This is a genomic window from Kaarinaea lacus, from assembly GCF_975902315.1.
The window spans coordinates 1-9358 of the sequence record NZ_CDLKIE010000116.1; the positions used below are offsets into that span (position 1 = coordinate 1).

At 42.8% G+C, this 9358-nt stretch carries 7 protein-coding genes; 4 read left to right on the plus strand and 3 right to left on the minus strand.

The genetic code is table 11. The features are described 5' to 3' along the window. Positions 1 to 559 precede the first annotated feature (559 nt). Both ACWVCM_RS03035 and ACWVCM_RS03040 read right to left on the minus strand, forming a co-directional pair. The gene (locus ACWVCM_RS03035) at positions 560 to 1393 is read right to left on the minus strand and encodes a phosphate/phosphite/phosphonate ABC transporter substrate-binding protein (RefSeq protein WP_455200232.1); all 834 of its coding nucleotides are present in this window, start codon (positions 1391 to 1393) and stop codon (positions 560 to 562) included. A gap of 845 nt (positions 1394 to 2238) precedes the next feature. Then, on the minus strand, positions 2239 to 2655 hold the full coding sequence (locus ACWVCM_RS03040; RefSeq protein WP_455200233.1) for a YkgJ family cysteine cluster protein: 417 nt from the start codon (positions 2653 to 2655) through the stop codon (positions 2239 to 2241). A 267-nt stretch (positions 2656 to 2922) separates the two neighbouring features. On the opposite strand from ACWVCM_RS03040, the gene ACWVCM_RS03045 reads away from it, so the two are divergent. The 3 genes from ACWVCM_RS03045 to ACWVCM_RS03055 all read left to right on the plus strand — a co-directional run bounded on the left by ACWVCM_RS03045 (position 2923) and on the right by ACWVCM_RS03055 (position 7139). Further along, positions 2923 to 3231 (plus strand): FmdB family zinc ribbon protein, encoded by a 309-nt coding sequence (locus tag ACWVCM_RS03045; RefSeq protein ID WP_455200234.1) that lies wholly within the window; start codon positions 2923 to 2925, stop codon positions 3229 to 3231. 208 nt (positions 3232 to 3439) lie between these two features. Next, positions 3440 to 5239, plus strand: coding sequence for an aspartate--tRNA ligase (aspS, locus tag ACWVCM_RS03050; RefSeq protein WP_455200235.1), 1800 nt, complete (start codon positions 3440 to 3442; stop codon positions 5237 to 5239). A 367-nt stretch (positions 5240 to 5606) separates the two neighbouring features. Then, positions 5607 to 7139 carry an ATP-binding protein gene (locus tag ACWVCM_RS03055; protein ID WP_455200236.1) on the plus strand — a complete coding sequence of 511 codons (1533 nt, stop codon included), beginning with the start codon at positions 5607 to 5609 and terminating at the stop codon, positions 7137 to 7139. A 330-nt stretch (positions 7140 to 7469) separates the two neighbouring features. On the opposite strand, the gene ACWVCM_RS03060 is transcribed toward ACWVCM_RS03055, so the two are convergent. Beyond that, positions 7470 to 8438, minus strand: a complete 969-nt coding sequence (locus tag ACWVCM_RS03060; protein WP_455200237.1) for an RsmB/NOP family class I SAM-dependent RNA methyltransferase — start codon at positions 8436 to 8438, stop codon at positions 7470 to 7472. 48 nt (positions 8439 to 8486) lie between these two features. Between ACWVCM_RS03060 and ACWVCM_RS03065 the strand changes: the two genes are divergently transcribed. Next, a partial coding sequence (locus ACWVCM_RS03065) for an NAD(P)-dependent oxidoreductase (RefSeq protein ID WP_455200238.1) occupies positions 8487 to 9358 on the plus strand: 872 nt, incomplete at its 3' end.

Consider the following 9358-nt stretch of genomic DNA (forward strand, 5'->3'; position numbering starts at 1 on the left):
TAAAAAACTAAGAAAAAAACTTGAGGTTGTAGATCCGGACGAGAGCGTTATACGTTCTGTATATGGGGTGGGTTACAAAGTGGATTTATAGGTCATACGCAAACTATTTTCAGTCCAATTTTTTCTACACTTAATTCTCCACATTTATTACACAATTCCGTCAACATTTTGTCACTATTATCACCTAAACTTTACATACACTTTCAAGATTAAGCTGATTTTGAAAATATCCTGGAAATGAATTTTGTCAAGCTGCTAAAAATGATGCTTAACAGGATTATTGATTGTTCACATTTGGCTGAACGAAAGGAAAAGGATAAGTCGGTAGAAAGCTTATGGAATGATCGTGACAAGGAAGTTCATTACAGTAGCGTGTGCTGCGCCGAATTTTTATGATTTAGTTTTTTTATGGTTTATGAAGTCTCTTCGATTGAGTGACGCGATAAAACAAGATAAGACCTACCTTTCTCTGACCCTCTCCCTGGTTTTATCGCGTCTCTCCTTTTTATGTCATTCCCGGTGTTCAATTAAGCGGGTTATGAATTAAAATTCTAGAAAATTACCAGCCCCAGACCACGCCTTCCAGCATATCAGATGCGCCAACGAATTTTTCCGGCTTTGCTTTTATAAACTGTTTTTTGCGCTTGCTATAACGTGAAAGCAGGCTATCAGCCGTGATTGCCCCATCTTTTGAAATGAGAAAATCAGCTATTGCATCGGCCTGGTTATGTAGTCGCTGACTAACACTAATCGTCTGGTTGGGAAGTCGGCGGGTTTTGGTGATAATTTTTAAATCCTTTTTCTGTTCGTCCGGTAAGCGTTTGTAGAGTGTAGTGCGGAAAATGGTTGCTACACATTTACCATCTTTGAAAGCCTGAAATGAGTTGCGTTGGCCACCCTTAACTTCATAAATTATGGGTTGCAGAACCGGGTTTTTAAATATGTCATAAATCAGATCAGTAGCCAGGTGCGGTGAAGGCATACCGCAAATTTTCTTGCCTACCAGATCACGAACCGTGTTTACCTGCTGATTGCTTTTTTCAGCTACAATGTAGAACTCCAGGTTTCCAGGCAGAGATACTACAGGTTTATGTTTCAGGTTCTTCTGCCGCCACGCTACAAAGTGTGGACCATCAAAAATAATATCATAATAGCCGTCGCGCATTTTGTTCGCGTAGTCTGCCCAGCTTTTCGGTTGCTGGTAAACGACTTTTTCTCCTAGTAACTCACTCAGTCTGTCGGCGAGCGGACCATATAATTCGTTGCCTTTAGCCTGGTTTTCGCGAGGTGGTGCGGTGAGGATTAGATCCGCGCTAACAATTGATGAAGAAAGTAAAGCTATTAAAATGAAAACGATACGTTGTGTTTGAATGAAACGGTTACGATTGCTCATTATGCACCCCAATTTTTCTTAGTCGTGTCTTTGTGATTAACCACAAACATGATTAAGCAAATCATAACTCCATGTAATGATTATATTCCTGCTAACTGGTTATTTGCTGATTGTTACCGACAACTACACCGACATGCAACTTAACATAATTGATCAGATTGATTGCCAGATTAAGGTGAGATACTAGCATATTCTCATTGAGAATAAACGGTTCCCAGGGGCTTCATCTGATACAATTATAACAATTGATAATCAATTAGTTACAGGGTATTTGATTTGCTCAAATAATGATATTGGTTGCCTGTAAATTTCGAAATTGACGAATACTAACGGACCAACTCATTAGCTAGAAAGTGGCATAAGTGTTCCTGTGCCACACGACTCCTGTAACTACCAGAGCATATTGCGTATAGTCGCGGAGGCGAGAGTGGGGCGGATTGACAGGATCACCGTATATTCACTTAGATTAACGGTATTGTTTTGCTGGTTCTTTTCTATAATGGTAGGGCTAACTGCGTTGCAATCACATAATACCGTTGAAATTGTTTTAAAGGGTGCTGTCGTTGGTGTAGGTGCCTGGTGTGGTTGGGGCATACTAAATCGTAGATCCCAGGTAATCTTATATACCGTTGGGTTGTGTTTCTATGCATTGTTTGGGAGTCTGGTATGGCTCTATCACTCAACTTTTCTGCCAATATTTTATGGGCAAGTTTTAGAGTTTGGTTTATATGACTATTTGGCGTTTATTTATATAATCTGTGCAAGTCTAGTTATCAAATTCCTGTTAAGTAAGAAAGCCAAACGATATCTTATAAAATAATTTGTCAAATTGGCGGAAGTCAGTACTACTTCAGTTTATCAAATCGATTGTCCCAGTTCTTGAATCGTTTTTTGCAGAAACTTAATAAAGACTCATAGCTGTCAAAAAACAGGTCGAAGCCTTCTTCGGCTGGAGCATCAAACTCACAGTAGTCGTTGTCATGTTCACGGCAAACCATTGGTCGTGTTTCATAGGTACCGCATCTTCCATCGGCTTGCAAAAAATTGCATTTATTATTTACTAATAAGTACCAGTCGCCATCATCTTTATAAATTTGCACATCGTTGTGGGCGGTTTGCCATAACAGGTGATCAAAATCATGCATAGAGCGTGGCGTGTTAATTTCCTGGGTAATATAGTTGCAACAGAGTGATCCTCTGCAGAAACTGCATTTGTTTTCAGGTGTGATTTCAACATCCACATTCGACAACTTTGGTGCCATGGTTTTAAGACCTCTAATTATGAAAAAACGTCGATTGTAGCAGCAATTTTGGCTGATATTGCTATTGTGAGGCGGTATAATGCTGCGCACATTTTAGTGGTTACATATAGAGTATTTAGTGGTAATTTTTAGCTAATTTTCCAATATTCAGTCTTGTTTCACGGGGCTTTAATTATGGAATTAAAGCCCCATAGTTCAATGGCCATTTTGGCTAATTATTGCAACATAAGTATGACAGTTACATGAAACAGTTACGAAGGTGTACCGATGCCGATTTATGAGTATGAATGTAAAGCCTGCGGTCATCGCCTGGAGGCGATTCAGAAGGTTAGTGATGATCCTTTGACGGAATGCCCGGACTGCAAAGAGCCTGAATTGAAAAAATTGATTTCTGCAGCCGGCTTTCGACTGAAAGGTGGCGGCTGGTACGAAACAGATTTTAAGAGTGGTAAAAAGAAAAACCTGGCGCAAAGTGAAGCGGCCAAGGGGTCCAAGTCGTCGGGTAAAAAAGACAGTGACAGTGGTAGCAAGAGCTCCACAACTGCCAGCAAGTCATCGGGTAATGGCGCTAAGTAGCGGTAATCCAACAAGGCCGGCTTAATTCGCTGCCGACATGAAAAATATATTAGAATCAGTAGATTAGCTGGCCGTAAGATGTTGGCGGCAGCTGTGAGGATTGAAGTAGCTTCAAATATCCCCTGGTCCCGGTTGCATTCAATCCGGTCAATCCGTAACATTCCCGGTTCTCAGTAATATCGTCAGGAAACTAAAGGAAAAATCAGTTATGCGCAGCCACTATTGTGGACATTTGAATGAATCCCATATCGACAAGGAAGTAGTCCTTTACGGCTGGATGCATCGCCGCCGGGATCACGGTGGGGTTATTTTCATAGATTTGCGGGATCGCGAAGGTATTGCGCAAGTGGTTTATGATCCTGATACAGTGGAGGCGTTTGCAACGGCTGAGCGAGTTCGTAGTGAATACGTGTTGCGCGTAAAGGGCCGTGTTCGTCGTCGTCCTGAAGGTACAGAAAATCCTGAAATGCCCACAGGTATGATCGAAGTTTTGGGGCTGGAACTGGATATTCTTAACAGCGCCGAAACACCGCCATTCCAGCTGGATATCGAAGACCACGAAGTCTCAGAAGAACATCGATTACGTTACCGTTACATTGACTTACGTCGTCCGCAAATGCAGGAACGCATTCGCACCCGCGCGAAGATAACTCGCGTTCTTCGGGATTTTCTCGATGACGCCGGTTTTCTTGATATTGAAACACCCATGCTGACCAAGGCGACACCCGAAGGTGCACGCGATTACCTGGTTCCCAGCCGTACTCATAACGGAGCTTTTTTTGCCTTGCCACAGTCGCCGCAGATTTTTAAGCAGTTGCTGATGATGTCTGGTATGGATCGCTATTACCAGATTGTGCGTTGTTTTCGTGATGAGGACTTACGTGCTGATCGCCAGCCTGAATTTACCCAGCTGGATATTGAGACTGCCTTTATTAAAGAAGATGAAATGATGGCAACGGTGGAAGACTTGATCCGTACGCTGTTTAAGAAAGTAATTGATGTGGATTTACCGAATCCCTTCCCACAGATGAGTTACGCCGAGGCCATGCAGCGGTTCGGTTCTGATAAACCTGATTTACGAATTCCACTGGAACTGGTTGACATTGCCGATGTATTGCAGGATGTGGAGTTTAAAGTTTTCTCCGGTCCCGCAAAAAATCCGAACGGTCGTGTTGCGGCAATGCGTTTGCCAAATGGCAGTGAATTAACTCGTAAAGAAATTGATGACTATACCAAGTTTGTCGGTATTTACGGTGCAAAAGGACTGGCCTATATAAAAGTGAATGATGTGCATGCGGGTCGCGATGGCTTACAGTCACCCATCCTTAAATTCTTGCCTGATGAAGCTATCAGTACCATTATGGAGCGGACGGAAGCGCAAGATGGTGACCTGATTTTCTTCGGTGCAGACAAAGCAACAATTGTTAACGAAGCACTGGGTGCTTTGCGCGTTAAGCTGGGCGAGGACCTTGGAATGGTGGAAGCCGGTTGGCGTCCCTTGTGGGTTGTCGATTTTCCGATGTTTGAATGGGATGAAAAGGAAAACCGCTGGGGTGCATTGCATCATCCGTTTACCGCGCCACGAGAAGAAGATATTGACAAGCTGGAAGATAATCCTGGTGAGTGTTTATCTCGCGCGTACGACATGGTTCTTAATGGATCGGAAATTGGCGGTGGATCGCAACGTATATTCCGCGAACCCGTGCAGGAAAAAGTATTTCGTTTACTGGGTATTAGCGACGAAGAAGCACAGCAGAAATTCGGGTTCCTGTTAGAGGCTTTAAAATTTGGCTGTCCGCCGCATGGTGGTATTGCTTTTGGACTGGATCGTTTGGTGATGCTAATGACAGGCGCTTCTTCTATTCGAGAAGTGATGGCGTTTCCTAAAACGCAAACAGCGGCTTGCCTGTTAACGGCCGCACCCTCAGCGGTAAGTGAAACCCAGTTACGTGAATTAGGCGTACGTTTACGCAAGCCGCATGGACAAACTGAAAAAGAAAAATCCTGAGTTAGTTTTGTTATCTGCCGGGTATGGGACACACCGACTGTACCGGGTTAACAACAACTAAAACGAGAATTTTCCCCCTCTTTTGCCAATTTCCCTCGCAATAACTGAAATAAACAAACTATGTGAAGAATAAATGCTGCATTAGTAGCCGTTAATGCGGCTATATTTTTGTCTACAAATAAAGCCATAATGCTCTTAACATGTTGAATAGTATAGCGATTACATTTGGCTTTTTGGTGCGCAAGCCAGTGAATTGTATATTAAAGTAGCAACTCACTAAATCCGATAAAATATTGAAATCTTAATTTTTTTTCGATATATATGAGCTAAAATCCTGATAGCTTTGTAGAAACAAAGATTTCCGATTATGCACGCAGATAATTCATCTCGATTTTCTCCTGTCAATGTGCTGCCCACTGTATTGAACAGCCGCAAACTCAGTATATTGATCGGGTTTGGTGCCATGTTTTCTATTGTTGCGTTGTTAACGATGGCGGCCCTGACGTGGGGATTGGGTTCCATACAGGATGATCTTGATGAAATCATTGGTACTCACCGGGAAAAAATGCGTTTGGTGGTAGAAATGCGAAACGCCGCCAGGGCCCGAACCATGTGCCTGTCGAATATGATTCTTTTTGACGATCCTTTTGATAAAGACGACCAGTATCTATTGTTTAACAAGCATGGAGCTGCGTTTGTTCGAGCAAGGCTGAGGCTTCTGCAAAGTGAACTAAGTAAAGAAGAGAAGGATATCCTTGCGGCACAAGGTAAATATTCAGGCCAGGCGGTTCCTTTGCAAAACCAGGTAGTGGATTACATTTATGCCGATGAAATGGAAAAGGCGCATGCGTTGCTAACCAATGAAGCTATTCCATTTCAAAATAAGGTAATGGAAGAGTTAACTAACTTATACAACTATCAGGAAAGAGCCTCGGATTTTACGATCAAGCAAACAGAAAAAAATTATCGCTCCACCAGGCTATGGATTATTGTATTTTCTACTACAGCCGGTTTTATTGGCATACTTGTGGCCCTGTTAATTGTGCGTCGTAACAGACAAGCTTCGGATGATCGTGAACAACATTTAAGGGAGATCGAACATGCTAATACCCAGCTGGAATTTGCCATAGAGCAGGCAGAAAAAGCCAACATGAGTAAAAGCCAGTTTCTTGCAAATATGAGTCATGAACTTCGCACGCCATTAAATGCAATTATCGGCTACAGTGAGTTAATCAAAGAGGAGTTGAACGATAATGATACGCCTGCTGCCGCGCTTGATGACTGTGACAAAATTCTTGTTTCAGGAACGCATTTGTTGAACCTGATTAATGAAGTGCTTGATCTCTCTAAAATTGAAGCGGGTAAAATGCAGGTTAGCAATACTGAATTTCAGATCAATGAGCTCGTAGACTCTGTGGTTGGCATTATTGCTCCGCTTGCAGAAAAGAATGGAAATAAAATTCACGTCAATTATCAGACTGCTTCATTTACCATGGAATCGGATGCCGTAAAAGTTAAGCAAATTTTAATGAATCTTGTCAGTAACGCCAATAAGTTCACCAAAAATGGTGCAGTTTCTGTAAATGTAAATTCAGCTATTGAAAACGGAGTTTCCTTTTTTAGCTTTCAGGTTAGTGACAACGGAATTGGAATCGAATCAAAACAATTAAGCAGAATCTTTGATCCATTTGAGCAAGTTGACCTGTCAATGACACGACAATACCAGGGTACCGGGTTAGGCTTGACTATTACCAAACGTTTTTGCGAAATGCTGGGTGGAACCATAACAATTCAAAGTTCCCCTGGAAAAGGTACCACCTGCCATGTCAGTTTACCGGCACACGCTGTGCGTTCAAATAAAGATAAACCAAACCTGCCTGAGAAAAAGCTGGCAAGTTAATATTCCGCTTGATAGCACTTCAAAAGTTTACCTCTCTCTTTCGCCTCTCTCTATTGTTCTCTCAAAACGCAGTAACATAAACGGCCTGCCGCTTATTGTTCGAGCAACAGTTGTCGATAAGATCGTGCCGGCATCAATGTATAACATAGATACCCAATTGGTATTGAATTTCAGGGAAGCGCTTAAATACATTCGTTTGACTGGCATGATGCAAACAACAACCTGTTACTCAATGTTCTCCTTTCAGGATATTGCGATTCCAGTGATTGAACGGACAAAGATGCAAGAAATAAAGAGCGCCTGATAATAAATAAAGTAAAAATAAACAATCTAACTCCCGTCATTACTCATTCTTGTTGATCCAGTTTTAAGAAGTTTACAGATAAAAAATCCATCCATTTGCTCGTTGGGCAGAATTCGCAAGGAATTTTTCAGCGGCTGGCTGAATGCTTTACCGTTCCAATGCGTTAATCCAGCTTGAGTATTCTGCACAGGGGCATGGATTGGTTCTACTAACAGTTGTTGTGGAAACGATTCCAGGATGTGGTTAACCACTGCTTCATTTTCTTCGGGTGCGAATGAACAGGTGGAATAGACCAGGGTGCCGCCAGGTTTCAGGCAGTTTACGGCAGAATAAATGAGTTTTTTTTGCTTGCGCGAGGCTTCTTTGATTTTGCGTTTGCTCCAATGGGAATAAGTGTCAGGATTATTAGCCTGAAATCGAGACTCGCTGGAGCAGGGCGCGTCCAGTAAAACGCGATCGAAGCGTTCCGGTGTTTTTCGCCATAAACCAACAGCATCGGATTGATAAGTATGTATCGAGTGATGTTGCAAGGTCTTAAAATTGGCTTTCATTTTGAAGAATCGCGTTTTGACTTTTTCAACAGCGGCAATACGACCCCTGTCCTGCATTATGCAGGTGATTTGAGATGTTTTACCACCTGGGGCCGCACACATATCCAGAATTTCTTCACCCGGTTGTGGATCCAGGACTACAGGCGCCAATTGGCTGGTGAGGTTCTGACTATAGAGCAAACCTTGCTGATAAATGTCACTACTCAATACATTGGACCGATACTCGGGTGGCACAATCAGGGCATCGCTTTTCCAGGCAATCTGTTGAAATGGTATTGCCAGTTCGCTTAACGCATTTTCTACAGAGTTTTTATTGGTTCGTAACGTATTAATACGTAGTACCAGTGGCTTGATAGTATGAAAGCTATTCCACACGCTATCCCAATGAGCTTCAGGAATAATCTGCTTCAACCTTTCGATAAATTCTTTCGGTAAACTGTCCATGGCTGCATTATACTTAACACCTGAAGATTACGTGAAGGATTCTATTTGATGTCAAAAATGCTATCCATGTTTGGGTTTGGCGCAATGGGAGAGGCTATTGCCCGGCGTTTATTGTCCCAACAATATCAGCTCAATACCTGGAGTCGTTCACCGGAAAAACTCGTGGCGCTGGCGGAAGCCGGAGCCCTGGTTAAGTCTTCCGCTGCAGAAACAATTAAAAGCGCAGAGACTATTGTGTGTGTTTTATCGGATGTAGTAGCACTGCAGGAGGTGTTATTTGATGTGGACTGGGCGCATGAACTCCATGGTCGAATGGTCATAAATTTTGGATCGGTAAATGCCTCCAGAAGCCAGGCTTTAATGGATGCCTTTCAGGCGCACCAGGCCAATTATGTTGAAGTTGCAGCAATGGGCAGTGTCGATGATGTTGCGAATGGAAGTTTACAACTACTGGTTGGTGCCTCTGAACAGGATTACCAACAGGCTCGGGCTGTGCTGGATAATATTTCCAGTCGCGTAATTTATATCGGTGAAGTGGGGGATGCGGTAACTTATAAACTGGCATTACATCAGATATCGGCATCGGTTTTTTGTGCTTTTGCAGCCAGTATAAGTTTGATTCATGAGCAAAGGCTGGAGTTAGACCAATTCATGGATTTCCTGCGGGCGACACCATTTTATTCGCCTATGTTTGACCAGAAGCTGCCAAGATTGTTAAGCCGGGATTATTCCCGCTCCAGTCTGCCAAGCAGGCATCTGGAAAGGGATTTGAAACTGTTTCTGGAGGAAGCGGACGAACTGGGTTTTAATGCTCACCACGTAGCGAGTGTAAAAGAGTTGATTGGCTTATGCGTTGCGCGTGGTATGCATGATATGGATTTTACCGCGGTTTATGACGTGATTAATCCACCCAAAGAAGA